Below are 23911 nucleotides of genomic sequence, written 5' to 3'. Positions count from 1 at the left end.
GCAAATTCTATGGCTCCGAGGGGTTGGCATTCCCTGGCGAGTTATCGTAGAGTGTGCCCACTGTGTTTGCATGGGTCGCTGTTGAATCGTGACCTGGTGCAGTAGATCTTCAGATCCGCTACTCCGCTCGACTCTCTTACTCCTTGCAACCAGTTCCAGCTTCCTGCTCTGCGGGGGCAATTCTACTTTTGAGTTTCAAGGATACAAAGACATGTCGAATCGTCAGAACGGTACCGTCAAGTGGTTTAACGACGAGAAAGGTTTTGGTTTCATCACTCCCGAGAGCGGTCCGGATCTGTTCGTGCACTTCCGCGCAATCGAAGGCAACGGCTTCAAGAGCCTGAAAGAAGGCCAGAAAGTCAGTTTCGTCGCAGTGCAAGGTCAAAAGGGCATGCAGGCAGACCAGGTTCAGATCCTGGGCTAAGCCTCTTCTCCGAAAAGCCCCTGATGGCAACATCAGGGGCTTTTTTATGCGCGCACTTCCGTAGAATGCGCCGCCCACCTCTTTGATCGAGACACCCAATGCGCAGACACCTGCTCAGCCCGCAGGGCCAGTTTCCCGCCGCCGGCCTGGTACGCCGGCTTGCTGCAATGTTTTATGACAGCCTGCTGTGCATCGCCTTGATGATGGTAGTGACACTGCTCTATCAGCAAGTGCTGCTGCGCCTGCTCTACGGCAGTGAACAGCTGCAGCAGCTCGCGGATGCCGGCCGCCTGGACATCGACCCCCTGCTCTCGACGCTGCTGCTGTTCAGCCTGTTCGGCTTTTTCGCCAAGTTCTGGACCCACAGCGGCCAAACGCTGGGCATGCAGGTCTGGGGCATCCGAATCCAGAATGCAGACGGAACCGCCATCGATCTTTGGCAGGCGCTTCTGCGTTTTTTGATCGCACTGGTTTCGCTGCTATGCCTGGGCATGGGTTATTGGTGGATGCTGCTCGACAAACAGAACCGCACCTGGCACGACATGTACTCGGAGAGCCAGGCCGTTCAGCTACCGAAGAACATTCACAAGAAGTGACTTTGCTCTGCGCACCGAGCCAACACTGACCCAAACCTTGTCGACAGCGCCTCCGCGCGGTTCGCGCCGGAGGCACCCGTCATCCCGCCCGACGCAGCAACCAGGCACCGATGAGTGCACAGATGCCCGCTGGCAGCACCACCGCAAGCAACGGCGAGAAGCCGAACACCTGGCTAGCCGGCCCGAGCAAATCCTGAATAATGCGGAACACGAAGCCGACCACTACGCCGGTAAAGATGCGCTGACCAAGCGTGACCGAGCGCAGCGGCCCGAAGATGAACGAGATCGCCAGCAGCACCAGCGCAACGGTGACGGCCGGCTGCAGCACCTTGGTCCAGAACGCCAGCCAGTAACGACCGTTGTTCAGCCCCTGCTCACCCAGGTAGTGGATATAGCGCCACAAGCCGGTGATCGATAGCGCTTCCGGCTCCATCACCACCGTCCCGAGTAGCTGCGGCGTCAGCTGAACATCCCAGCGTTCCTGCGGCGTGCGCACCACCTCGGTGTGATCGCCGCGAAAATGGGTGGTCGAGATATTCTCGAGCAGCCAGTGATCAGCCTGATAGCTGGCGCGACGGGCAAAACTGGACGACAGCAAGCGGCGCTCGTCATCGAAGCGATAACGTGTCACCCCCACCAGCATGCCGCCGGGCTGCACGGCGTTGACGTGCACGAACTCGTTCTCCTGCCGGTGCCACAGGCCGCGCTTGCTGCTCTGCGCCTCGCCTGCGCCCTGCGCCAGGGAGCGCCGTGCCTGGGCGATGTCCTCGGTCGCTGGCGCAACGTACTCACCGATCAGAATGCCGGCAATGAGCAGCACCAGCATCGGCTTCATCACCGCCACCACGATGCGCCCCAGCGAGACACCAGCCGCGCGCATGATGGTCAGCTCGCTGCTGCTGGCAAGCGTGCCAAGGCCGATCAAACAACCGATCAGTGCCGCCATAGGCAGCATTTCATACAGACGCCGAGGCGACGTCAGCAGCACGTACTGCAGGGCATCGCCCAGCCCGTAGCTGCCTTCTACATCACTCAATTCATCGATGAACGCGAATAGCAGAGCCAGACCCACGATGATGCCGAGGACAGTCAGAATCGCGAGAAAGACATGGACTCCGATGTAGCGATCCAGCTTAACCACGAGCCACCTCCCGCTGCGCACTGCCCTTCTTCATCCGCAGCCTGATCGGCTCCCAGTAAAGCATCAACAGGCCTATCGCCAGGAACAGCCCGTGCACCCACCAAAGGCCCAGCGCTATCGGGATTCGCCCCTTGTCCAGCGCACCGCGCACGGCGATCAGCAACGCGAGGTAAGTCATGTACAGAAGGATCGCCGGCAGCAGCTTGAGAAAACGCCCCTGTCGCGGATTCACCTTGGCCAGCGGCACCGCGAGCACGGTGACGACGAACACCAGCAACGGCAATGAGAAGCGCCACTGCAGCTCGGTGCGATGACGGATGTTGTCGCTGCCGAGCAGCTCCCGAGTCGGCAGCGCCTCACGTTCGCTCAGCTCCATGCTCACTTCCGGCTTGGGAAGCAGCACGCCATAGGTATCGTACTGGATGGCGCGGTAACCGGCCTGCCCAGGGTTGCCGTCATAGCGATAGCCGTTTTCCAGAATCAGATAGCGACTGCCATCGGGCTGGACTTCCTGCCGTCCGCTCTCGGCAACCAGCACCGACAGCCCGCTTTCCTTTCCGGTCTGACGCGAGACATTGGTTTCGGAGATGAACACCCCGCCGAGTTCGCTGCGGTCAGCCGAAAGTTCGCGGGTGTAGGTTACCCGTGAACCGCCGCGCAACGTCTGGAAGCGCCCCGGCACCAGCGTGTCGAACTCGGTCAGGGAGTCCTGCTGATTGAGGATACGGTCCACCTCGGCGATGCCCTGCGGCGCCAACCCAAGGCTCAGCCATCCCACCACCACCGCCACCAGGGCGGCGGGCGCCAGGCTGTAGACCAGCAGCCGGCGCTGGCTCATGCCCGTGGCCGAAAGCACGGTCATTTCGCTTTCCAGATAGAGGCGCCCGTAGGCCAGCAGAATGCCGAGAAACAGTCCGAGCGGGAGGATCAGCTGCAGAAAGCCGGGCAGACGAAAGCCCATGATCAGCAACAGCACCCCTGGGTCGAGCAGTCCCTGCGCAGCCTGCGCCAGATACTTGATGAAACGGCCACTCATGATGATCACCAGCAGCACGGCACTGACCGCGCTCATGGTGACCAGCAGCTCTCGGGACAGGTAACGAAAGACGATCAAACCAGACACTCCAGGGTTGTCAGGCTCTGGCGGCAACGCTCAAACTAGCCGCCAGTTGCCGGCCCGCCGGAGCGGGCCGTTGGAAATTGGGTAATGACGCACCGAGCGGACGCGGACCGCCGCGCCGAAACAATCGCCGAAGCATCGACGATTGCAACGTTTCTAGCCTAGCGCAGTCGTTAGCAACGACCGAACAGGCGAACCACCGGAAAAATAAGCCCGGCATTATCCTGCAAACCCGACTCTTTGTCTTGGGGACACCACGTCATGGAATTTGTTGTCAAAAGCGCCAAAGCCTCCACCCAGAAGACCGCCACCCTGGTTCTGCCGCTCGGCGATGACTGCCTTCTCGGCAGCGTCGCGCAGAGCGTAGACAGCGCCAGCGGCGGCGCGCTCAGCACTGCGCTCAAGCGTGGCGACATCCAGGGCAAAGCGGGTCAGACCCTGCTGTTGCATGGCCTGCCCGGCCTCAAGGCTGAGCGCGTACTGCTGGTCGGGATCGGCAAGCTCGACGAACTGGACAACCGCCAGTGGCGCAAGATCGCCAATGCCGCACTTGCCGCAATCAAGGGCCTCGGCGGTGCCGATGCGGCCTTCGCCATGCAGGATGTTCAGATCAAAGGCCGCGACAATTACGGCCGCACTCGCCTGCTGGTGGAAATCCTTGCCGACGGCCAGTACGTGTTCGATCGCTTCAAGAGCAAGAAAGCCGACCCGCGCGCTCTGCAGAAGATCATCCTGCTGTGTGACAAGAGCGAGCAGCCCGACGTGGAACGCGCGACCCGCGAAGCCTCGGCGATCGCCAGTGGCATGGCCTTCACCCGCGACCTCGGCAACCTGCCACCGAACGTCTGCCACCCGACCTACATCGCCGAACAGGCAAAGCAGATGAGCAAGGCCTACAAGGGCCTGAAGGTCGACGTGCTCGACGAGAAGAAGCTGCGTGATCTCGGCGCCGGCGCCTTCCTCGCGGTTTCCCAGGGCAGCGACCAGCCCGGCTGCATCATCGTCATGCAGTACAACGGCGGCAAGAAGGGCGAGCAGCCGTATGCCCTGGTGGGCAAAGGCATCACCTTCGATACCGGTGGCATCAGCCTCAAGCCGGGCCAGGGCATGGACGAGATGAAGTACGACATGGGCGGAGCCGCCAGCGTACTCGGCACACTCAAGGCCGTGCTGGAACTGCAGCTGCCGATCAACCTGGTCTGCCTGCTGGCCTGTGCCGAGAACATGCCCAGCGGCGGCGCCACCCGCCCGGGCGACATCGTCACCACCATGAGCGGTCAGACCGTGGAAATCCTCAACACCGATGCCGAGGGCCGTTTGGTGCTGTGCGATGCGCTGACCTACGCCGAACGCTTCGAACCGCGCGCGGTGATCGACGTGGCCACGCTGACCGGTGCCTGCATCGTCGCCCTGGGCAGCAACACTTCCGGTCTGCTGGGCAACAACGAAGCCCTGGTGCAGCAACTGCTGCAGGCTGGCGAGAACGCTGCCGACCGCGCCTGGCAGCTGCCGCTGTTCGACGAATACCAGGAACAGCTGGACAGTCCATTCGCCGATATCGCCAACATCGGCGGCCCCAAAGCAGGCACCATCACGGCTGCCTGCTTCCTCTCGCGCTTCACCAAGAAGTTCGCCTGGGCGCACCTGGATATCGCCGGCACCGCCTGGACCAGCGGCGGCAAGGAAAAAGGCGCCACCGGCCGGCCCGTGCCGCTGTTGACCCAGTACCTGCTGGACCGGGTCAACTGAGATGCACCTGGCCGTCGCGCCTGATCCCTCGGGCCGGAGCCGCCTTGCGCTGCCCGGCCAGAGCGGAGCACGCCCATGACGCGGATCGAATTCTACGTCCTGCCCGACGCCAACCCGACCGGCCGCCTGCGGGCGGCCTGTCAGTTGGCGGCCAAGGGCTGGCAACACGGCATGCAGGTATTCATTCGCTGCGTCGATGAAACGCAGTCGAGCGAGGTCGACGAGCTACTCTGGGGCTTTCGCGCCGAGCGCTTCATTCCCCACGAGCAGCACGTCGACGACCCGAAGGCCCCGGTGGTGATCGGTGTCGACCAGGCACCTCAATTCACGCAGGGCCTCTTGATCAACCTGGCATCGACGCTTTCGTCGCACATCGACCAGTTCAGCCGGGTCATCGAGATCGTCAACCAGGAACCGCAACTGCTGACCGCCTGCCGGGAGAATTTCCGCCTGTATCGACGCCAGGGCTATGATCCGAAACGGGTCGAGCTTTAAGACCAACCATTCGACAGCAAGGGAAAACCCCTGGCAGCCGCCGGGATGCTCAAGCCCCGGAAACTTCTGAGATGACACCGAAAGCCCCGAACAAACCCGCCGAACTGCTGAGCGATCTCGAGTCCATTCGCGCCCTGCTCGGTGACGATTTTCCAGACGAGGCTCCGGCCGGCGCAGCGCTGGACCCGGACAGCATTCCGCTGCTGTCCGATATCGTCGAGCCAGCGCCTGCCGTTCCGGCCGCGAGCGCCAGCGACGACGAGCCACGGGAAACCAGCGTGCGTAGCGCGTTTCGCTCCCTGGCCGAACGGCACATCGACCATGAGCTGCGCACCGCGGCCAATCTGATCCTGCAGGAAGTGATCGACGACTTCGTGCCGCAGATCGAGGCGGAACTCAAGCGTCGCCTCGAGAGCCGAATCGAGCGCCTGGTACGCACGCCCCCGCCTCGCTCCTGAGTCATCCGCGACAATGCGCAGTTAATAAGCACGGCCGCGAAATCTCGCGGCCGTTTGCCTTTATACTTGCCCGTTTTTCCGACCAGCCGTTTTAAGGGTCCCGCCGCATGGACAAGACCTACCAGCCGCACGCCATCGAGACTTCCTGGTACCAGACTTGGGAATCGAACAACTATTTCGCCCCGCAAGGTTCCGGCGAGCCCTACACCATCATGATCCCGCCGCCGAACGTCACCGGCAGCCTGCACATGGGTCACGGCTTCAACAACGCCATCATGGATGCTTTGATCCGCTGGCGCCGCATGCAGGGCCGCAACACCCTGTGGCAGCCAGGTACAGACCATGCTGGTATCGCCACGCAGATGGTGGTCGAGCGCCAGCTCGGCGCGCAGGGCGTTTCGCGTCATGACCTTGGACGCGAGAAGTTTCTCGAGAAGGTCTGGCAGTGGAAGGAAGAGTCCGGCGGCTCCATCACCCGGCAGATCCGTCGTCTGGGCTCCTCGGTGGACTGGTCGCGCGAGCGCTTCACCATGGACGACGGCCTCTCCGAGGCGGTCAAGGAAGCCTTCGTCCGCCTGCACGAGGACGGCCTGATCTATCGCGGCAAGCGCCTGGTCAACTGGGACACCAAGCTGCACACCGCGATCTCAGACCTCGAAGTCGAGAACCATGACGAGAAAGGTCATCTCTGGCACCTGCGTTATCCGCTGGCCGACGGCTGCAAGACTGCAGATGGCCTGGATTACCTGGTGGTCGCCACTACCCGTCCGGAAACCATGCTCGGTGACGCCGCCATCGCCGTGCACCCGGAGGACGAGCGCTACAAGAGCCTGATCGGCCGTCACGTCATGCTGCCGCTGGTCAACCGCCTGATCCCGATCGTCGCCGACGACTACGTCGACCTCGAGTTCGGCACCGGCTGCGTGAAGATCACCCCGGCGCATGACTTCAACGACTACGAGGTGGGCAAGCGTCATCACCTGCCGCTGATCAATATCTTCGACCGCAACGCCGCGGTGCTCGCCAAGGCCCAGGTGTTCAACATCGACGGGACGCCGAACGACAAGATCGATGCCAACCTGCCGGACGGCTACGCGCACATGGACCGCTTCGATGCGCGCAAGGCCATCGTCGCCGAGTTCGACGCCATGAGCCTGCTGGAAAAGATCGACGACCACGCGCTGAAAGTCCCCCGCGGTGATCGCTCCGGCACCATCATCGAGCCGTGGCTGACCGACCAGTGGTACGTTTCCACCAAACCGCTGGCCGAGAAGGCCATCGCCGCCGTCGAAAGCGGCGAAATCCAGTTCGTGCCCAAGCAGTACGAGAACATGTACTTCAGCTGGATGCGCGACATCCAGGACTGGTGCATCAGCCGTCAGCTCTGGTGGGGCCATCGCATTCCTGCGTGGTACGACGAAGCCGGCAACGTCTACGTTGGCCGCGATGAAGTGGAGGTACGCAGCAAGTACAACCTCTGCAACAACGTCGAACTGCGTCAGGACGAGGACGTCCTGGACACCTGGTTCAGCTCCGGCCTGTGGACCTTTTCCACACTCGGCTGGCCGCAGCAGACCGAGTTCCTGAAGACCTTCCACCCCACCGACGTGCTGGTCACAGGCTTCGACATCATCTTCTTCTGGGTCGCCCGGATGATCATGCTGTCCACTCACCTGACCGGGCAGATTCCGTTCAAGACCGTCTACGTGCACGGTCTGGTACGCGATGGTCAGGGGCAGAAGATGTCCAAGTCCAAGGGCAACGTGCTCGACCCGCTGGACATCGTCGATGGCATCACCCTCGATGAACTGCTGACCAAGCGCACCAGCGGCATGATGCAGCCCAAGCTGGCCGAGAAGATCGCCAAGCAGACCCGCGCCGAGTTCCCCGAAGGCATCGCCAGCTACGGCACAGACGCCCTGCGCTTTACCTTCTGCTCGCTGGCCTCAACCGGCCGCGACATCAAGTTCGACATGGGCCGCGTCGAGGGTTACCGCAACTTCTGCAACAAGATCTGGAACGCCGCCAACTTCGTCTTCGAGAACACCGAGGGCAAGGACACGGGGGTCAATGGCGAGCCCGTCGAGCTCTCGTCGGTGGATCGCTGGATCATCTCCGCGCTGCAGCGTACCGAGAGCGAGGTGAATCGACAGCTGGAGGCGTTCCGCTTCGACCTGGCCGCGCAGGCGCTGTACGAGTTCATCTGGGACGAGTACTGCGCCTGGTACCTGGAGCTGGTCAAGCCGCTGCTGTGGGACGAGACCGCAAGCGCCGAACGCCAGCGCGGCACCCGCCGCACCTTGGTGCGCGTGCTGGAAACCGCGCTGCGCCTGGCGCATCCGTTCATGCCGTTCATTACCGAGGAAATCTGGCAGCGCGTCGCGCCGCTCGCCGGCAAGTCCGGTCCGACGCTGATGCTGCAGCCGTGGCCGGAGTTCAACCCGGAGCGTATCGACGAAGCCGCCGAAGGCGATATCGAGTGGCTCAAGGCCTTCATGCTGGGCATCCGCCAGATCCGCGGCGAGATGAACATCTCCATGGCCAAGCGCATCGACGTGGTGCTGGGCAACGCCTCGGCTACCGATCAAAGCCGCCTGACCGACAACGAGCCGCTGCTGAAGAAACTGGCCAAGCTGGAAAGCGTGCGCCTGCTCAACGACGGCGAAGAAGCACCGCTGTCGGCCATCGCGCTGGTGGGTGACATGCAGGTGCTTGTGCCGATGGCTGGCCTGATCGACAAGGATGCCGAACTGGCTCGCCTGGACAAGGAACTCGCCCGGCTGGACGGCGAGGTCAAGCGCGTCGGCGGAAAGCTGTCGAACGCCGGTTTCGTCGACAAGGCACCCGCCGAGGTGATCGACAAGGAACGCGCCAAACTGGCCGAGGCCGAACAGGCCAAAGCCAGGCTGCAGGAGCAGCGCGACCGCATCGCCACGCTCTGATCAGGACGCGGTAAACGCAAAAGGCCAGCCCGAAAGGTGCTGGCCTTTTTGCTTAAGGAGGTCATCTTGATTGATGACAAGTTATTACCGGCAACGCTGATACACTATGCCGCACATGAAACACCCCTTTACAAACTGGCAGGCCGTTAAAGCCAAGACGAACAGCTCGACGATGTGAAATGAGCCCCCTGCTGCGAAGCGCAATGCCCCACGTATTTCGCCGAACGCGCAACCGTCTCCCAGGGCAGTCCACCGCCCCGATTTGTTTCACCTCGCTAGCGAATCGTTCCCCTGCCAGCCGCTGAGGCTGCGTCGACACACCCGCATGCCCGGCAAGGTTCCTCAAGATGGAGTCCCTCCGATGTATGCACTCATGGCTGTCGTGTTCGTCATAGGCTATCTATGCATAGCCTTTGAACATCCCCTGAAGATAGACAAGGCCGCTGCCGCGATCCTGACCGCGGTTGTGACCTGGACCATTCTGGTGCTAGGCGCCGACCAGATACTTCCGCTGCTGCAACCCGGCAGCCACAACCCCGGGGACTCCTCGGCGGTGGTGGTCGAATCGCTGCGTCATCACCTGGGAGAAGTCTCGGAGATTCTCTTCTTCCTGCTCGGCGCGATGACCATCGTCGAGCTGATCGACTCCCACGAAGGTTTCAAGGTAATCACCGACCGCATCCAGACCCGCAAGCGCGTGCACCTGCTGTGGATCATCGGCTTCCTCACCTTCTTCCTCTCCGCAGCACTGGACAACCTGACCACCACCATCGTCATGGTCTCGCTGCTGCGCAAGCTCATCCGTGGCCGTCCCGAGCGCTGGTTGTTCGTCGGCGTCGTGGTAATCGCCGCCAACGCCGGTGGTGCCTGGTCGCCGATCGGTGACGTGACCACCACCATGCTCTGGATCGGCAACCAGATCAGCGCTTCCGGCGTGATCACCGGCCTGTTCCTGCCAAGCCTGGTGTGCCTGCTGGTGCCGCTGATCATTCTCAGCTTCCGTCTGCGCGGCGAGGCACCACGCCCGCGTCCTCGTGCTCACCTGGCCGAGAAGCACCCGCCGACCACCACCGTATTCGAGCGCAATCTGGTACTCGGTCTTGGCCTCGCTGCCCTGCTCTTCGTCCCGGTGTTCAAGACCGTGACCCACCTGCCGCCTTACATGGGCATCCTCTTCGGCCTCGGCGTGCTCTGGGTGACCACCGAGTTCATCCACCGCAACAAGAATGCCGAAGACAAGCACCCGCTTTCGGTAGTCGGCGTTCTGCGCAAGGTGGACACCCCCAGCGTGCTGTTCTTCCTCGGCATTCTGCTGGCCGTATCCAGTCTCGCTACCGCGGGCCACCTGACCCAGGTCGCGACCGCGCTGCGTGAATCGCTCGGCCACATCTACCCGATCACCTACGCCATCGGCCTGCTTTCGGCCGTGGTCGACAACGTGCCGCTGGTGGCCGGTGCGATGAAGATGTACCCGCTGGTCAGCGAGAAGATGCTGGCTGCAACCGCGGCAGAGGAAATTAGCTGGATGTCCCAGTTCGTCGTCGATGGCAACTTCTGGGAGATGCTCGCCTTCTGCGCCGGTACCGGCGGTAGCACGCTGATCATCGGCTCGGCTGCGGGGGTCGCGGCGATGGGCATGGAGAAGATCAGCTTCACCTGGTACGTCAAGCGCGTCAGCTTGCTGGCCTTCCTCGGTTACACTGCGGGCGCCGTGACCTACATCGGCATGCTCGCCCTGCGCTAAACCGCAGTGAGCCTGGCCAGGTCGCTGCCCCCCATAGACGACCTGGCCAGGGACCTTCCATGACCGTCAGCAAGACCAAAACCAGTTTCTATCGCCGACTCTACGTCGCCTGGCTGATCGACAGCGGCACCGCCTGCGGTGTCCCTGCACTGATGGCCGCGACCGGCATGCCGCGGCGCACCGCCCAGGACACCCTTGCCGCGCTCGCGGAGCTGGACATCGACTGCAGCTTCGAGCAGGACGACGGCGAACGCCACAATGCCGGCCACTACGCCATCCGCGACTGGGGTGCCATCGACAAGGGCTGGATCGAGCGCAACCTGCCGCGTATCAAATCCATTCTCGAATATCCCTGATCGACCATGAGTGGCGACCTGCTGCTGGTTCTCGGCCTGCTCACCGGTTGCATCGGCCTGTTCGCGCTGAACAAGCCACGCATGGACGTGGTGGCGGTACTGGCCATGGTCGCGCTGCCGCTCACTGGTGTGCTCAGCGTGCAGGAGGCACTGGCCGGTTTCAGCGATCCGAGCGTGGTGCTGATCGCCACCCTGTTCGTCATCGGCGACGGCCTGGTGCGCACCGGCATCGCCTATCGCCTGGGCGACTGGCTGATGCGTACCGCCGGCAGCAGCGAGACCCGCTTGCTGATTCTGCTGATGCTGGCCGTCGCGGCGCTCGGCTCGGTGATGAGTTCGACCGGCGTGGTGGCGATCTTCATTCCCGTGGTGCTCGGCATCGCCAATCGCATGAAGGTCTCGCCACGGCGGCTGATGATGCCGCTGGCGTTCGCCGGCCTGATCAGCGGCATGCTGACGCTGGTGGCGACGCCGCCGAACCTGGTGATCAACAGCGAACTGCGCCGCGCCGGGCTCGACGGCTTCTCCTTCTTCGATTTCACCCCCATCGGCCTGGCGATTCTGCTGCTCGGCGTCGGCTATATGCTGCTGGCGCGCCGCTGGCTGGGCAGCGAAAAGCGCATCGAAACGACAGAACATCGCCATACGCTGGCGGATCTGGCGCGGGAGTATCGACTGGAAGAACGCGAGCGGCGACTGCGGGTGATGCCGGGATCGATTCTCGCCAACCAGGCGCTGGACGAGCTGAAGCTGCGAACCCAGTACGGCATCAACGTGATCGCCGTGGAACGCCATGACCGCTTTCGCAACCTTCTGCTGATCGCGACGGGCAATACCGAACTGTTCGTCGGCGATGTGCTGCTGGTCGATCTGGCCAGCCCGGCCATCGGCCTGCTCGGCGCCTATCAGGAGCTGGGCCTCGAACCCCTGCAACTCAGCACCTCCTACTATTCGGTGCACGGTCGCGAGCTGGGGCTGGCGGAAGTGGCGCTGCCACCGGATTCGCGCCTACCGGGCAAGACAATCCAGCAACTGGGTTTTCGCAGCCGGCACAAGCTCAACGTGGTCGGTCTGCGCCGCAATCGCCAAGCCCTGCAGGGGCTGCTGGTGGATGAAAAGCTCAAGCCAGCCGATACGCTGCTGGTGGCCGGCAGCTGGAAGCACATTCACCGTCTGCAGGGCATGAGCCGCGACTTCCTCGTGCTGAGCCTGCCGGCCGAGGTGGACGATGTGGCGCCCGCGGCCAACCAGGCACCGTTCGCGCTGCTCGGGCTGGCGGTGATGGTGACATTGATGGTCAGCGGCCTGGTGCCCAACGTGCTGGCGGCGCTGATTGGCTGCCTGGTCATGGGCCTGTTCCGCTGCATCGACATGGACAGCGCCTACAAGGCGATTCACTGGCAAAGCCTGGTGCTGATCGTCGGCATGCTGCCGTTCGCCCTGGCGTTGCAGAAGACCGGCGGCATCGCCCTGGCGACATCGGGGCTGGTCGGCCTGCTCGGCGACGCCGGACCGCATGCCTTGCTCGCCTGCCTGTTTCTGCTGACCGCAGTGATCGGGCTGTTCATCTCCAACACGGCGACGGCTGTGCTGATGGCACCCGTTGCGCTGTCCACCGCCGAACAGCTGGGCGCCTCGCCCTATCCGTTCGCCATGATCGTCGCGCTGGCCGCCTCAGCCGCGTTCATGACGCCGATTTCCTCGCCGGTGAACACCCTGGTGCTCGGTCCCGGGCAATACCGCTTCGCCGACTTCGTCCGAGTTGGCGTGCCCTTTACCGCGCTGATCATGATCGTCTCGGTGCTGCTGGTGCCGCTGCTGTTTCCGCTATGAATGCCGGCTGCCTCGGGACACCCACCGACGGGTAGCCAGCGAAAAGTGGCATGGCGGCTGAAAGGGCCAGCCGTTAAGCTCCAGCTCTCATTCTAAAAAGAACAGACTCCATGCCTCAGCGTGTCGCCCTGTTTCCGGTCCTGCTGGCCGGTGCCGTTCTCTTGTTGGTCGTCCATGGCCTTGGCCGCTTCGTCTATACCCCGCTGCTGCCCTGGCTGGTGGAGGACGGTCTGCTGACCGTGCAGGAAGGCGCCAGCATCGCCAGCTGGAACTACCTGGGCTATCTGATCGGCGCCCTGCTCGCGGTGCGCTGGCATCGCGTCGCGCAGATCCGCCGTACGCTGCCTTGGGCACTGGCGCTACACGTCTTGAGCGCCCTGCTGCAGACCCAGGCGGAATCCGCTGACGCCCTCGCCGCATTGCGCCTGGCCAATGGCATCAGCAACGGTCTGGTATTCGTCCAGGCGCCTTCGCTGATCCTCGAATGGTTGGCGCGACAGCAGCGCGTTTCCTCCAGCGGCCTGGTCTATCTCGGTGTCTGCGTCGGGCTGATTCTCTCCAGTTTGCTGGTGAGCCTGAGCGACGGGTATCTGCTGGGAGCCGAGCGTTGGTGGCCGGCGGCGTTGCTTTCGATACCGCTGGCCTGGTGGGGCTGGCGGCAGCTGTCGCGGCTGGACATGCCTGACGAGGAACAGGCCCATTCTGCGGAGGAGCCACCCAGCGGCAAGCTGCTCGATCGCTCCAGCACACCGCTGTTTCTTTCCTATGCCGGTGCCGGCATGGGCTACATCCTGCCGATGACTTTCCTGCCGATGGTCGCGCGTCTGCAGGTGGAGCCCGGTGACTTCCTCATCGGTGGCAGCTGGCTGGTGGTGGCGCTGGCGACGCTGCCGGCGCCCTGGCTGTGGAATCGTCTCGGCGTGCGCATGGGTGACGACATCGCCTTGCGCCTGAGCTATCTCACCCAACTGCTCGGCGTACTGGCCGCGCTACTGCTGCCCGGCGCGGTCGGCATCCTGCTCTGTGCGGTACTGGTCGGCGGCACCTTTCTCGGCACCGTGCTGTTGACCCAGCGCCTGGCGCGGGCGCTGCATCCACACCAGGGGCCGCGGCTGTCAGCGGCGCTGATCGCACTCTACGGCCTGACCCAGCTCGCCGCCCCCTGGCTGACCAGCATCTGGATGGGCATGGGCGGCAGCCTGCACAGCGCCTTCTGGCTCGGCGCCGGGGCGCTGCTCTGGGGCCTGCTGTGGATGCTGATGGTGCCGCGCCGCCGTTAGCAACGAGACCTATCCGCGGGCAGCGGTTGTGGGACAATGCGCGCCCCAGCCGCCAACCTCCCGCTGATCAGATGCCGCGCAGATCCCCGTCCTCGACTCCGCAGCCCGGCCGTGCCGAACCCGGCAAGGCCGTACTGCATCCACGCAACCGCCATACCGGCCGCTACGACTTCCCGGCGCTGATTGCTGGCTGCCCGGAGCTGGCCGAGTACGTCATCCTCAATCCCTACGGCAAGCAAAGCATCGACTTCGCCAACCCGGATGCGGTGCGGGTATTCAACCGCGCCTTGCTGCGGCAGTTCTACGGCATCCAGCACTGGGATATCCCGCCGGGCTACCTGTGCCCGCCGGTGCCAGGGCGCGCCGATTATCTGCATGGACTGGCCGATCTGCTCGGGCAGAACGATGCCAGCGCCATTCCCCGCGGCACCGCCATTCACGCGCTGGACATCGGCACCGGTGCCAACTGCATCTACCCGCTGATCGGCCACCGGGAATACGGCTGGCGCTTCACCGGGAGCGATATCGACACCACCGCTCTGGCCTCGGCACGCACCATCGTCTCGGCCAATGGCCTCGCCAAGGCCATCGAGCTGAGACAGCAGGCGGTGCCGAAGCACATCTTCAAGGGAGTGATGTTGCCGGAGGATCGCTTCGACCTGACGTTGTGCAATCCGCCCTTCCATGCGTCACCGGCCGAAGCCAGCAGTGGCAGCCAGCGCAAGTGGCGTAACCTCGGCAAGCTCGATCCGAGCCGCAAACTACCCGCGCTCAATTTCGGCGGTCAGGCGGCGGAGCTCTGGTGCGAAGGTGGCGAAGCGGCCTTTGTCGCGCGCATGGCGGAGGAAAGCGTCGCGTTCGCCGGACAGGTCTACTGGTTCAGTACCCTGGTATCGAAGGGCGCCAACGTGGCGCCGCTGGAGGCGCGGCTGAAACGCCTCGGTGCCCGCCAGATGCACACGCTGGACATGGCTCAGGGGCAGAAGAAGAGCCGCTTCGTCGCCTGGACCTTCCTGAGTCAAACGGAGCAGGCGAGTTGGCGCGCCGAGCGCTGGGCGAAAGGGTGAAATTCAGGCAGGCGTCAACGGAAAGGTTTAGACCGCCACGTCCCAGAGCTGCTTGTTCTTCAGCGCCATGGTCTGGATATAGCGCGGTTCACCGTTGATCTCTTCCAGTTCGGTCATCCCGGCCAGCTCGCCTACCACGCGATAACGCTTGCCTACACGCTTGTCCTTCAACGGATAGAGCTTGGCGATTTGTTGGGCGAGTTCGGTAAGGGTGGACATTGCTTGTTGCTCCATTGACTGCGTGCCGCAGGTATTTACCAACTGTTGATGACGGTTATACGACAGCCGAGCTTAGAACAGGGTTTCCAGGCTGCCACTCGATCGCAGGCGTATGCACAAAAGCCGGTAGGTTGCTGCTAAGAACCGGCGATTTGTTCTTAACGTCTTCTACGCCGCTTCGCTTTGGAGCGATGAATACCGAATTGATTCCGTCACGTTCGTCGCCGCTTTCGAACTGCAGAGCGAGGCCATGAGATCGGTATTGCGGGCATGACAGCTTTGGCGCGACCGGATAAACCGGCCACGCGGAAAAGAAGGAATTACGAGATCGCAGGCCAGCTGGAATCAGCAGGTGCCCAGCCCCATCTGCAGCAGCGCCAGGCCGCCACGCTGCCAGCCCCACCAGGCCAGCATCAGCAGACCCAGCACCAGGGCGACGCTCACACCCAGCCAGAGCGGCCGCATCAGTTGACCTGCGCCTCGCGCAGGCGCTCGACCGGCTGCTCACGAATCGGCCAGTTGAGTACCGCCGCCATCAGGCTCAGCGCGATCGCGATCTGCCAGACCAGGTCGTAACTGCCGGTACGGTCGTACAGCCAGCCGCCCAGCCAGCCGCCAAAGAACGAGCCCAGCTGATGGAAAAGGAAGGCGATACCGCCGAGCATCGACAGGTTGCGCACGCCGAACATGGTCGCCACCGTACCGTTGGTGAGTGGAACCGTGGACAGCCACAGCAAGCCCATGGCGATGCCGAATGCGTACGCGCTCCAGACACTCAGCGGCGCCAGCAGGAAAACACTGATCACCACCCCGCGAATCAGATACAACCCGGCCAGCAGCTTTGGCTTGGAGTAGCAGCTGCCCAGCCAGCCCGCAGTGTAGGTGCCGACGACGTTGAACAGCCCGACCAGTGCGAGCACCGTGGTACCGACCTGCGCCGGCAGATGCTGATCGACCAGATAGGCCGGCAGGTGCAGGCCGATGAAGACCACCTGGAAGCCGCAGACGAAAAAGCCCAGCGCCAGCAGACGGAACCCGGAATGCCCGGCCGCTTCGCGCAGCGCCTCGCCCAGCGACTGCTGAGTTCCGGGTGCCGCCGGAGGCCGCGCGGGGCTGCGCATCATCCCCGCGAGCGGCACGATCAGCGCCACCAGCAAACCGAGCGCCATAAGCGCCGAGGACCACCCCAGCCACTCGATGAGCCCCAGGCTGCCGGGCAGCATGATGAACTGGCCGAAAGAGCCCGCAGCGCTGGCGATGCCCATCGCCATGCTGCGCTTCTCCGGCGGAACCGCCTGCCCTACTGCGCCGAGGATCACCGAGAACGAGGTGCCTGACAGCCCAAGTCCGATCAGCAGCCCGGCACTCAGCGTCAGGGTCGTCGGCGAATCGGACACCGCCATCAATGCCAGCCCGATGGCGTAGAGAATGCCGCCGATCAGCACGGCACGAGCCACGCCGAAGCGATCGGCCAGCGCGCCGGTCACCGGCTGTACCAGGCCCCAGATCAGGTTCTGTATCGCGATGGCGAAGGCGAACACCTCGCGGCCCCAGCCGAATTCCGCGCTCATGGGCGGCAGGAACAGACCGAAACCGTGGCGCACGCCGAGGGAAATCGCGAGGATCAGCGAGCCACCAGCGAGAATCCAGGCAGAGTTGCGCCATGCAGCGGTCATGGGGGTCATTCCTCGAAGAAAAGGCGACCAGTTTACTCAGTTAAGCCTTTCTTTCGTCACCCCATGTGTCCGATCGGGTGCCCTCCGCTCTCGCGGAACGCTAAAGCGCCAGCAACCCTACGGCCATCAACAACGGCGTCGCCACGCTGACCGCAGCGTTCAGCCCCAATGCCGGCAGCAGGCGCTGCGCCTGCAGCGGTTCGCGACGCAGCAACCATGCCGCTCGCAGGGCCAACGGCAAGGTCAACAAGCCGAGTGCGCCACCGGCCAGACCTGGCTGCGCCAGCACAGCCAGGAGTACGCCGTAGGCCAGCAGCCACTGCTCAAACGCCACGCGCACGGCGTTGGTACAGCCGATATGCATAGGCAGGGTACGCCGGCCGACAGCGCGGTCGGCATCAATGTCCGGAAACTGGCCGAGCAAAAGCAGGTTGTTGCAGAGCAGCAGAGGGGGCAGGATCAACCACAGATCGCCGAGATCCGGCGCGCCGCCGAGAACGATGCGCGTACCCAGCACCATCAGCGCGAAGCCCAAGCCCGGCGCGAACAGGCACAGCCAGGGGTGGCGGGTCAGCCAAGGCGTGTAAAGCAGCACCAGCAACAGTCCCGCCAGACCGATCGGCGCCAGACTGAGCAACAGCGGCGGCTGGCGCAGCAGGAAGAACAGGCCGATCAGCGCGCAGGTCAGCAGGCTGCCGAGACCGAGCAGCAATGTGCGACCCAGCAGATGCGGGTGGGTCACCAAGGTACCGCTGCCACCGCTGAATGCCGTGCGGCGGGTCTGCAGGTCCAGCCCACTGCGGTAATCACCCCATTCGTTGAGCGCATTGACTGCCACATGGGCGGCCAGGGCGCCGAGCATCACCAGCAGTGCATCACTGTAGGACATCGCTTCCGCGCTCCCGCGCGCTGCCAAGGCCAGCCCGAGCGCCACGCAGCTCAGCGTCAGCAGCAGGAAACGACCGCGCGCCACACCCAGCCAGTCCAAGGTTCCGCTCATCTACGCCTCCCGCTATCGTCTGGTGTACGGCAGGCTAACCCCAACGCCGCCAGGCGTCCTTGACACAGATCGACTCCGCCAGACCGCAGCTTCGGCTGCAGGCACGCACCACCCGCTCTCGGGTAAACTGCCCAACCTGTTGCATTCCAGCCGTGAGACCACCATGCCCATCCGCCACTGCATCGTCCATCTGATCGAGAAAAAGCCGGACGGCACCCCCGCCGTGCTCCACGCCCGTGACTCGGAGCTGGGCAACTCCCAGGCTATCGAGAACCTGCTGGCCGATCTCAATGAGAGCTACAACGCCAAGCAGGGCAAGGCCTGGGGCTTCTTTCACGAGGAGTCCGGCGCCTATCCGTTCAGCGGCTGGCTCGCGCAGTACATGGAAGGCAATCAGGACTTCACCGCATTCAGCCGCCAGGCAGTCGAGCATCTGCAGAAGCTGATGGAGGAATCCAACCTCTCCACCGGCGGCCACGTGCTGTTCGCCCACTACCAGCAGGGCATGACCGATTACCTGGCCATCGCGCTGCTGCACCACAGCAACGGCGTCACCGTTACCGACTCGCTGGACGTGACCGAAGCCCGGCACCTCGACCTCGGACAGCTGCACCTGGCGACGCGGATCAACATCTCCGAGTGGCAGAACAACAAGCAGTCCAAGCAGTACATCTCCTTCATCAAGGGCAAGAACGGCAAGAAGGTGTCCGAGTACTTCCGCGACTTCATCGGCTGCCAGGAGGGCGTCGACGGCCCGGGCGAGACCCGCACGCTGCTCAAGGCCTTCAGCGACTACGTCGAAAGCGAAGACCTGCCCGAGGAAAAAGCACGGGAGAAGACCAGCGCGCTGGTCGGCTACGCCAGTAGCCAGGCGAAGATCGGCGAACCCATGTCGCTCGAAGAGCTGTCCGGGGTGATCGACGAGGAACGTCCGCGCGCCTTCTACGAGCACATCCGCAACAAGGATTACGGGCTGTCGCCGGAAATTCCCGCCGACAAACGCACGCTAAACCAGTTTCAGCGCTTCACCGGGCGCGCCGAAGGGCTGTCGATCAGCTTCGAGTCGCATCTGCTGGGCTCGAAGGTCGAGTACGACGAGGCGCGCGACATGCTGATCATCCGCCAGCTGCCGACCCAACTGAAGGACCAGCTCAAGCGGCGCAAGGACTGACCACGCCATGCGCCTGGCGGACGCCATTCTCGATGACTGCCTGTGCGACCCGGCGGCGCCGCTGGCGCGCGATCCGGCACGCTGCTACGGCCTGGACAAAGCACAGGCTCAAGCGCAGCTGGCAAGCCTGAAGGAATGGCTGCGGGTACAGCAGACCATGCTCTGGGCCAACCGCCGCGACGCCCTGCTGCTCGTGCTGCAGGGGCCGGACTGCTCCGGCAAGAACGGCGTGATCCGCCGCGTGCTGGGTGGCCTGGACCCGCTGGGGCTGTCGCCGCACAGCTTCCAGGCGCCGAGCGAAGAAGAACGCCGCCACGACTTCCTCTGGCGCTACCGGGAGCGGCTGCCGGTGCCCGGCATGCTCGGCGTATTCAATCGCAGCTACTACGAAGCGTTGGTCAGCGATCTGCGCGACGGCCTGTGCTCGCCTACCGATATTCCGCAGCGCGAGGCCGCAATCCTGGCTTTCGAGCGCGAGCTGCCGACCGCCAGCATCCAGCCGCTCAAGAGTTACCTGCAGCTGTCTGCCGGCGAGCAGAAGCAGCGCTTGCATCGGCGCCTGGAGCAGCCGGAAAAGCGCTGGAAGCTGACCCTCGGCGATCTGCAGGACCACCGCACCTTCGCCCAGCAGCAGGCGCAATGGGCTGCCGTGCTGAGCAAAAGCCACAGCCGCGAAGCACCCTGGTACGTGATACCGGCCGACCACCGCTGGTTGCGCGACCTGCTCGTCGCCAGCCTGCTCGCCCGCGCGTTCGAGCGCCTGGCACTAGACTGGCCGGCGCGGCTGGCGCCATTCACCCATGCCGATCTGGACGGCACGCCATGAAGCGCTTCGCTCTGTTGCCGCTGCTGCTTCTGCCGCTGCTGGCGCTGGCGCAGGCGCAGCAAGGCGAAACAGCGCCGGAGCTGTCGGTGGACGAGGTCCGCTTCACGGTCGCCAACTCCGAGTTCACCCTGATGCACGAGATGGGGCACCTGCTGATCAGCGAACTGCAGCTGCCGGTACTGGGGCGTGAGGAAGACGCCGCCGACCAGCTCGGCTTCATGGGCCTGTTCCTGTTGCAGCAGGAACAGCACCGCGACGATTTCTACGCCAAGCTGATGGATGTCGCCGATTACTGGCGTTTGGAATGGCAGAACGCGGAACGCGACGGCTCCCCGGTGCCGGTCTGGGACAGCCATGCGCTGGACGCCCAGCGCTTCTACAACATCGCCTGCCTGGCCTACGGCAGCGACCCGGATCGGCTCGACTGGGTGCTGGAAGTCAGCGGCTTGCCGGTGGAACGCGCGCTGTACTGTCCCGAGGAATACGAACAGGCGGCCCACGCAGTGCAGTGGTTTCGCGAGCACTTCGGCCGCAGCGACGAGCGACCGGCGCGGCACCGCATTCGGGTGATCTACGACCCCCCCCCCGGACATCTGCCGGGTGGTACCGAACTGCTGGAAAAGATTCGCGCCAGCGGCGAGCTGGAAGCGGTCGCGGCGAAGGCCAGCGAGGCCTTCGAGCTGCCCCGCGACCTAACCCTGCGCATGTCCACCTGCGGCGCGCCGGACGCCTGGTTCAACCGCATCAGCGGTGAGCTCACGCTGTGCTACGAGCGCATCGCCTACTTCCGCACGCTGGCCCGCGAGCTGCCGAAGCTGCGCGCCGGCGAATCACCGACGCCGCACTGAGGCGTCTTCAGCGCGCCTCGATGCGATAGCCGACACGCGGGAAGTGCACGTGTACGACCCCGGTGCGGTCATCGCTGCGGCGCAGGATCAGCTCTTCGCTACCGGCGAAGACCAACTCGCCCTCGACCGGATCGGCGCCGTAATCCACTGCGGCGATGGCCACATTCTGCCCTTCCTGAAAACCATTCGGCTCGCTGAATGCTTCGTCCGGCAGCGGCGCAGGCTCGGCCTCCAGCGCCATGCGCAGTGCATCCTCGGCGGATAGCTCGCTGCTGGAGCCATGGCCCACGCCGAGTACCTTGCCAAGCCAGGCCGCCACCTCCGGGTAGCCATCCACCAGCGGCGCGGTGACCGGCGTTGCACGCAGGAACCACAGGCAATGCGCGACGGCGAAGTCGGCAATCGACGGCGCCGCACCAAACAGGAACTCGCCCTCCTCCCGCGCCAGCTGCTGCTGCAGGCGCGTCATGAAGGTTGGCCAATCACTCTTCGCCTGCTCCAGCGGAACGCGACTGACCGAGCCGTTGGAGAACAGCTGCGCACGGTCCTTGCTGAAGATCTGGACGAACTCCTTGGGCACCTGGGCGAAGCGGACGGCCATGGATTCGGGCTGGAACACCAGGCTCACGGCGTTCAGGAACAGCACCGAATCGGCCCACTGGGCAAGCGTCGCGGCGGTGAACTCCTGGCCTTCCGGGAACAGCGCCGGGGTGGTCTTTTCGGCCTCGAGCCGACGCGCGATCAGGGCGGTGTCGCAATAGATGTCGGCGCCGACCTGCAGCACCGGCGTGCGTCGATAACCGCCAGTGAGCGCGGTCAGATCGGGCTTGGGCATGACCGGAGGGATCATCACCGAGCGCCAGGACAGCTGCTTGAACCCCAGCATCAGGCGCGCCTTTTCGGCAAAGGGCGAGGTGGGATAGTGGTGCAGGATCAGCTCGTGCATGACAGGCTCCGCCAGAGGTCTCGAGATGGGGCGTCGCCCCGTTGGAAGAGCATCAGCTTAGACGCTCCGCTCCACCGAGCCTACCGGCTGATTGGTGCGTCATTCACGCAACGGGGCTGGCCAGGCTCACCAGGCGTTCCTTGGCACGCTTGTCCAGTCGCTTGATGGCGATTTCGCGACGCAACGCATCGCCTTTGCTGGCGCAAGTCTCGACATAGACCAGCGCCTGCGCCGGACTGGAGTGAAAGAAACGCGCGCCGCGCCCGCGCTGGTGCTCGGCGAAACGACGCTGCGCATCGTCGCTGATACCGCAGTACAGCGCACCGTTGGCGGCGCGCACCAGATAGACGAACCAGGGCTTGGGCTGAACCTCGGTCATGTTTCGCAAAACTCTCGGAGTCGGTGGCGGTACGGGCCGGCATTATGCCGGACTTGCGCGCCACGGGCGTTTGGCAGCATCACCCTGTCGGAGGAAGGTGCTCGCCTAGCAGAGAGCCCGACCGCTGTCCAGATATGGTGGCGGTTCGCCTTTGCGTATACTGCGCCGATGTTTGCCCAAACCGTGTTCCGCAAGCGCTGCGCCATCTGGCTGTTGGCGACCGGACTCTTCCTGATGCTCAGTAGCTGCGCCGAGAAGCCCAGCGAGCTTGAGCGTATACAGGAGGAAGGCGTACTGCGCGTGATCACCCGCAACAGCCCTTCCACCTATTTCCAGGACCGCAACGGCGAAGCCGGCTTCGAGTACGAGCTGGCCAAGCGCTTCGCCAGCAATCTCGGCGTCGAGCTGCAGATCGAAACCGCCGACAACATCGAAGACATTTTCAACCGTCTCAACCGGCCTGGCGGCCCGGCGCTCGCCGCCGCCGGCCTGGTCGCCAGCGAAGGCCGGCAGGAACTGGCACGCTTCACCCGCTCCTATCTGGACGTTACCACCCAGGTCGTCTACCGCAGCGGCCAGCGCCGTCCGACCAGCCCCAAGGACCTAATCGGCAAGCGCATCCTCGTGCTCAAAGGCAGTAGCCAGGCGGAGAAGCTCGCCACGCTGCAGGCCGAATATCCCGACCTGCGCTACGAAGAATCCGACGCCGTGGAAGTGGTCGACCTGCTGCGCATGGTCGACGAGGGGCAGATCGACCTGACCCTGGTGGAATCCAACGAGATGTCCATGAACCAGGTGTACTTCACCAACATCCGCGCCGGCTTCGATGTCGGCGAGCAGAACAGCCTGGCCTGGGTCGTGGCCAAGGGCGAGGACGACAGCCTGCTCGAGGCCGCCAACTCCTTCCTCGAGCAGGCCCAGCAGAACGGCTCGCTGCAGCGCCTGCGCGAACGCTACTACGGTCATGTGGACGTGCTCGGCTACGTCGGCGCTTACGCCTTCGCCAAGCATCTGCAGCAGCGTCTGCCGCGTTACGAGAAAGCCTTCCGCGAGACCGCCAGGAAACACGGCATCGACTGGCGCCTGCTGGCCGCGATCGGTTATCAGGAATCCCACTGGCAGCCCGAGGCCACCTCCAAGACCGGCGTGCGCGGGCTGATGATGCTGACATTGCGCACCGCCAACGCCATGGGCGTGACCAACCGCCTGGACCCGGTGCAGAGCATCCAGGGCGGCGGCAAATACCTGGTCAAGGTGCACGCCAGCCTGCCCGAAAGCGTGCAGGAACCCGATCGCACCTGGTTCGCCCTCGCCGCTTACAACGTCGGCGGAGGGCATCTCGAAGACGCCCGCAAACTCGCCGAAGCCGAGGGGCTGGACCCCAACAAGTGGCTGGACGTGAAGCAAATGCTGCCGCGCCTGGCGCAGAAGCAGTGGTACAGCAAGACCCGCTACGGCTATGCCCGCGGCGGCGAGCCGGTGCACTTCGTGGCCAACATCCGCCGCTACTACGACATCCTCACCTGGGTGACCCAGCCGCAGATGGAAGGCCAGCAGCTGGCCAAGAGCGAGCTGCATATCCCCGGCGTGTACACGACCGACCTGATGGAAGAGCTGCCGCCGCTCTGACCTTTGCGCAAG

General features: G+C 64.0%; 22 protein-coding genes. 15 read left to right on the top strand and 7 right to left on the bottom strand.

The features are described from left to right. The first annotated feature begins 211 nt into the window (after positions 1 to 211). Entirely contained in the window at positions 212 to 424 is a 213-nt protein-coding gene (locus tag RT582_RS11010) for a cold-shock protein (RefSeq protein ID WP_003298189.1), read from the top strand. 98 nt (positions 425 to 522) lie between these two features. Next, on the top strand, positions 523 to 1020 hold the full coding sequence (locus RT582_RS11005; RefSeq protein ID WP_014819452.1) for an RDD family protein: 498 nt from the start codon (positions 523 to 525) through the stop codon (positions 1018 to 1020). 79 nt (positions 1021 to 1099) lie between these two features. Here RT582_RS11005 and lptG read toward each other — a convergent pair whose 3' ends face one another. Continuing rightward, positions 1100 to 2161: an LPS export ABC transporter permease LptG gene (lptG, locus tag RT582_RS11000; RefSeq protein WP_023444166.1), complete on the bottom strand. Its 1062-nt coding sequence runs from the start codon at positions 2159 to 2161 to the stop codon at positions 1100 to 1102. Continuing rightward, positions 2154 to 3275 (bottom strand): LPS export ABC transporter permease LptF, encoded by a 1122-nt coding sequence (gene lptF / locus RT582_RS10995; protein WP_313477393.1) that lies wholly within the window; start codon positions 3273 to 3275, stop codon positions 2154 to 2156. Before lptF ends, lptG begins: the two co-directional genes overlap by 8 nt. Positions 3276 to 3542: 267 nt before the next feature. On the opposite strand from lptF, the gene RT582_RS10990 reads away from it, so the two are divergent. From RT582_RS10990 to rlmF, 9 genes are all read left to right on the top strand, one after another. Next, positions 3543 to 5030 carry a leucyl aminopeptidase gene (locus tag RT582_RS10990; protein ID WP_313477390.1) on the top strand — a complete coding sequence of 496 codons (1488 nt, stop codon included), beginning with the start codon at positions 3543 to 3545 and terminating at the stop codon, positions 5028 to 5030. A 75-nt stretch (positions 5031 to 5105) separates the two neighbouring features. Then, the gene (locus RT582_RS10985; protein ID WP_045666647.1) at positions 5106 to 5525 is read left to right on the top strand and encodes a DNA polymerase III subunit chi; all 420 of its coding nucleotides are present in this window, start codon (positions 5106 to 5108) and stop codon (positions 5523 to 5525) included. A 71-nt stretch (positions 5526 to 5596) separates the two neighbouring features. Continuing rightward, on the top strand, positions 5597 to 5983 hold the full coding sequence (locus tag RT582_RS10980) for a hypothetical protein (RefSeq protein WP_023444163.1): 387 nt from the start codon (positions 5597 to 5599) through the stop codon (positions 5981 to 5983). A 107-nt stretch (positions 5984 to 6090) separates the two neighbouring features. Then, positions 6091 to 8925, top strand: coding sequence for a valine--tRNA ligase (locus tag RT582_RS10975; protein WP_313477389.1), 2835 nt, complete (start codon positions 6091 to 6093; stop codon positions 8923 to 8925). Between the two features lie 361 nt (positions 8926 to 9286). Next, positions 9287 to 10669, top strand: a complete 1383-nt coding sequence (gene nhaD, locus RT582_RS10970; RefSeq protein WP_125862702.1) for a sodium:proton antiporter NhaD — start codon at positions 9287 to 9289, stop codon at positions 10667 to 10669. Between the two features lie 59 nt (positions 10670 to 10728). After that, positions 10729 to 11025 (top strand): winged helix-turn-helix domain-containing protein, encoded by a 297-nt coding sequence (locus tag RT582_RS10965; protein WP_125862701.1) that lies wholly within the window; start codon positions 10729 to 10731, stop codon positions 11023 to 11025. Positions 11026 to 11031: 6 nt separating this feature from the next. After that, positions 11032 to 12858, top strand: coding sequence for an SLC13 family permease (locus RT582_RS10960; RefSeq protein WP_125862700.1), 1827 nt, complete (start codon positions 11032 to 11034; stop codon positions 12856 to 12858). 110 nt (positions 12859 to 12968) lie between these two features. After that, positions 12969 to 14138 carry a YbfB/YjiJ family MFS transporter gene (locus RT582_RS10955; RefSeq protein WP_125862699.1) on the top strand — a complete coding sequence of 390 codons (1170 nt, stop codon included), beginning with the start codon at positions 12969 to 12971 and terminating at the stop codon, positions 14136 to 14138. A gap of 71 nt (positions 14139 to 14209) precedes the next feature. Next, entirely contained in the window at positions 14210 to 15205 is a 996-nt protein-coding gene (gene rlmF, locus RT582_RS10950) for a 23S rRNA (adenine(1618)-N(6))-methyltransferase RlmF (protein ID WP_125862698.1), read from the top strand. 27 nt (positions 15206 to 15232) lie between these two features. On the opposite strand, the gene RT582_RS10945 is transcribed toward rlmF, so the two are convergent. The 3 genes from RT582_RS10945 to RT582_RS10935 form a co-directional block, all read right to left on the bottom strand. After that, positions 15233 to 15424 carry a hypothetical protein gene (locus RT582_RS10945; RefSeq protein ID WP_003298204.1) on the bottom strand — a complete coding sequence of 64 codons (192 nt, stop codon included), beginning with the start codon at positions 15422 to 15424 and terminating at the stop codon, positions 15233 to 15235. A gap of 464 nt (positions 15425 to 15888) precedes the next feature. Next, complete coding sequence (locus RT582_RS10940) at positions 15889 to 17100, bottom strand: MFS transporter (RefSeq protein ID WP_042922477.1); 1212 nt, start codon at positions 17098 to 17100, stop codon at positions 15889 to 15891. A 100-nt stretch (positions 17101 to 17200) separates the two neighbouring features. After that, complete coding sequence (locus tag RT582_RS10935) at positions 17201 to 18100, bottom strand: prenyltransferase (protein ID WP_125862697.1); 900 nt, start codon at positions 18098 to 18100, stop codon at positions 17201 to 17203. 163 nt (positions 18101 to 18263) lie between these two features. Here RT582_RS10935 and yejK point away from each other — a divergent pair, with 163 nt between their 5' ends. The 3 genes from yejK to RT582_RS10920 are packed head-to-tail and all read left to right on the top strand — an operon-like array spanning position 18264 to position 20945. Beyond that, complete coding sequence (gene yejK / locus RT582_RS10930; RefSeq protein WP_041013178.1) at positions 18264 to 19271, top strand: nucleoid-associated protein YejK; 1008 nt, start codon at positions 18264 to 18266, stop codon at positions 19269 to 19271. A gap of 7 nt (positions 19272 to 19278) precedes the next feature. After that, positions 19279 to 20097 carry a hypothetical protein gene (locus tag RT582_RS10925; protein ID WP_125862696.1) on the top strand — a complete coding sequence of 273 codons (819 nt, stop codon included), beginning with the start codon at positions 19279 to 19281 and terminating at the stop codon, positions 20095 to 20097. Then, positions 20094 to 20945, top strand: a complete 852-nt coding sequence (locus tag RT582_RS10920; protein ID WP_125862695.1) for a DUF4344 domain-containing metallopeptidase — start codon at positions 20094 to 20096, stop codon at positions 20943 to 20945. The genes RT582_RS10925 and RT582_RS10920 overlap by 4 nt, the downstream gene beginning before the upstream one ends. Before the next feature lie 7 nt (positions 20946 to 20952). Here RT582_RS10920 and RT582_RS10915 read toward each other — a convergent pair whose 3' ends face one another. Continuing rightward, entirely contained in the window at positions 20953 to 21891 is a 939-nt protein-coding gene (locus RT582_RS10915; protein WP_041013175.1) for a glutathione S-transferase family protein, read from the bottom strand. A gap of 103 nt (positions 21892 to 21994) precedes the next feature. Next, a complete protein-coding gene (locus RT582_RS10910; protein WP_003284707.1) occupies positions 21995 to 22270 on the bottom strand; it encodes a GIY-YIG nuclease family protein in 276 nt (91 codons plus the stop codon). 168 nt (positions 22271 to 22438) lie between these two features. Between RT582_RS10910 and mltF the strand changes: the two genes are divergently transcribed. Next, positions 22439 to 23899 (top strand): membrane-bound lytic murein transglycosylase MltF, encoded by a 1461-nt coding sequence (mltF, locus tag RT582_RS10905; protein ID WP_014819434.1) that lies wholly within the window; start codon positions 22439 to 22441, stop codon positions 23897 to 23899. Positions 23900 to 23911 lie beyond the last annotated feature (12 nt).

The organism is Stutzerimonas kunmingensis (genome assembly GCF_032106285.1).
Classification (GTDB): Bacteria; Pseudomonadota; Gammaproteobacteria; order Pseudomonadales; family Pseudomonadaceae; genus Stutzerimonas; species Stutzerimonas kunmingensis_B.
The sequence above is the reverse complement of the archived record's forward strand: the minus strand, read 5'-3'. Positions and strand labels throughout refer to the sequence as shown.

What these genes read in the sequence shown, in the direction of transcription:
- RT582_RS10915 (WP_041013175.1), bottom strand. Translation starts at nt 21,891, where the DNA reads ATGCACGAGCTGATCCTGCACCACTATCCCACCTCGCCCTTTGCCGAA.
- RT582_RS10980 (WP_023444163.1), top strand. Translation starts at nt 5,597, where the DNA reads ATGACACCGAAAGCCCCGAACAAACCCGCCGAACTGCTGAGCGATCTC.
- RT582_RS10965 (WP_125862701.1), top strand. Translation starts at nt 10,729, where the DNA reads ATGACCGTCAGCAAGACCAAAACCAGTTTCTATCGCCGACTCTACGTC.
- RT582_RS11010 (WP_003298189.1), top strand. Translation starts at nt 212, where the DNA reads ATGTCGAATCGTCAGAACGGTACCGTCAAGTGGTTTAACGACGAGAAA.
- yejK (WP_041013178.1), top strand. Translation starts at nt 18,264, where the DNA reads ATGCCCATCCGCCACTGCATCGTCCATCTGATCGAGAAAAAGCCGGAC.
- RT582_RS10935 (WP_125862697.1), bottom strand. Translation starts at nt 18,100, where the DNA reads ATGAGCGGAACCTTGGACTGGCTGGGTGTGGCGCGCGGTCGTTTCCTG.
- RT582_RS10955 (WP_125862699.1), top strand. Translation starts at nt 12,969, where the DNA reads ATGCCTCAGCGTGTCGCCCTGTTTCCGGTCCTGCTGGCCGGTGCCGTT.
- RT582_RS10920 (WP_125862695.1), top strand. Translation starts at nt 20,094, where the DNA reads ATGAAGCGCTTCGCTCTGTTGCCGCTGCTGCTTCTGCCGCTGCTGGCG.
- RT582_RS10960 (WP_125862700.1), top strand. Translation starts at nt 11,032, where the DNA reads ATGAGTGGCGACCTGCTGCTGGTTCTCGGCCTGCTCACCGGTTGCATC.
- rlmF (WP_125862698.1), top strand. Translation starts at nt 14,210, where the DNA reads ATGCCGCGCAGATCCCCGTCCTCGACTCCGCAGCCCGGCCGTGCCGAA.
- RT582_RS10985 (WP_045666647.1), top strand. Translation starts at nt 5,106, where the DNA reads ATGACGCGGATCGAATTCTACGTCCTGCCCGACGCCAACCCGACCGGC.
- RT582_RS10945 (WP_003298204.1), bottom strand. Translation starts at nt 15,424, where the DNA reads ATGTCCACCCTTACCGAACTCGCCCAACAAATCGCCAAGCTCTATCCG.
- nhaD (WP_125862702.1), top strand. Translation starts at nt 9,287, where the DNA reads ATGTATGCACTCATGGCTGTCGTGTTCGTCATAGGCTATCTATGCATA.
- RT582_RS11005 (WP_014819452.1), top strand. Translation starts at nt 523, where the DNA reads ATGCGCAGACACCTGCTCAGCCCGCAGGGCCAGTTTCCCGCCGCCGGC.
- RT582_RS10975 (WP_313477389.1), top strand. Translation starts at nt 6,091, where the DNA reads ATGGACAAGACCTACCAGCCGCACGCCATCGAGACTTCCTGGTACCAG.
- RT582_RS10990 (WP_313477390.1), top strand. Translation starts at nt 3,543, where the DNA reads ATGGAATTTGTTGTCAAAAGCGCCAAAGCCTCCACCCAGAAGACCGCC.
- RT582_RS10910 (WP_003284707.1), bottom strand. Translation starts at nt 22,270, where the DNA reads ATGACCGAGGTTCAGCCCAAGCCCTGGTTCGTCTATCTGGTGCGCGCC.
- mltF (WP_014819434.1), top strand. Translation starts at nt 22,439, where the DNA reads ATGTTTGCCCAAACCGTGTTCCGCAAGCGCTGCGCCATCTGGCTGTTG.
- RT582_RS10925 (WP_125862696.1), top strand. Translation starts at nt 19,279, where the DNA reads ATGCGCCTGGCGGACGCCATTCTCGATGACTGCCTGTGCGACCCGGCG.
- RT582_RS10940 (WP_042922477.1), bottom strand. Translation starts at nt 17,100, where the DNA reads ATGACCGCTGCATGGCGCAACTCTGCCTGGATTCTCGCTGGTGGCTCG.